General features: G+C 64.5%; 1 protein-coding gene. It reads right to left on the reverse strand.

All coding sequences use genetic code 11. From position 1 onward, the window contains the following. Positions 1-662: ATP-binding cassette domain-containing protein (locus tag EN906_RS35695; RefSeq protein WP_164777685.1), on the reverse strand; the 662-nt coding region annotated here is incomplete at its 3' end. Positions 663-862 lie beyond the last annotated feature (200 nt).

Below are 862 nucleotides of genomic sequence, written 5' to 3' on the forward strand. Positions count from 1 at the left end.
GTCGAGGCGTCGACCTGGTCGAGCGCCCGCCTGGCGCGGGAATAGGGCAAGGCAAACACGGGCGACTGTTCCGGGCGCAGGAACAGCGTCCGGTTGGTGGCGGCGTCGAGAAAGGCGCGGTCGTGGCTGGCAATGACGACCGGCACCTCACGCGGCAATGCGTTGAGCCAGGTTTCCAACTGGCTGATGCGAGCAAGGTCGAGATGGTTGGTCGGCTCGTCGAGCAGCAGCACGTCCGGATCTGTCACCCAGACGCGGGCGATCAGCGCCAGTCTCTGCCAACCGCCGCTCAGCGCCTGCATTGGCCGCTCGCGCATCGGCTCCGGCACATCGAGTGAATCGAGAACCACGTCGACGCGCCACAGCTCGCTTTCAGCCTGCTCGGGCGGCAAGGCGTCGGCCACCACCTGATGGAAGCTGCGGGTGAGAAGGGCCGGGGCAATGGATTGCTCGACATGACCGACGCGCAGGCCGCGCGTGCGGGTGATGTCACCGGAGGTCGGCTCCATCTCGCCGGTCAGGCATTTCAGCAAGGTCGACTTGCCGCGGCCATTGGCGGCGACAATGCCGAGCCGGTCGCCGGAGCCGATGGTGAGATCGAGATTGGTAAACAGCGGCGCACTCATGGTGACGCCGAGGGATTTGAGGCTGATCAGGGCCATTTTGATTTCTCTGGTCTTGCCGGAGGAAAGTCCGGCTCAATGCACTTTGACGGTGCGCAGGCTGGCCATCAGGCTCGGCGTTGCAACACCACGAAGGGCAGACCAAAAAATCGAGGCGGGAAAAACCCGGACCGTCCCTGGTCAGCCCTGCAAGCAAGCTCGCAGGGCAGAAATCGGGCCACGCTGACGATGGTGACGAT

Origin of the sequence: Mesorhizobium sp. M7A.F.Ca.CA.004.06.1.1, from assembly GCF_003999135.1 — a bacterium.
Classification (GTDB): Bacteria; Pseudomonadota; Alphaproteobacteria; order Rhizobiales; family Rhizobiaceae; genus Mesorhizobium.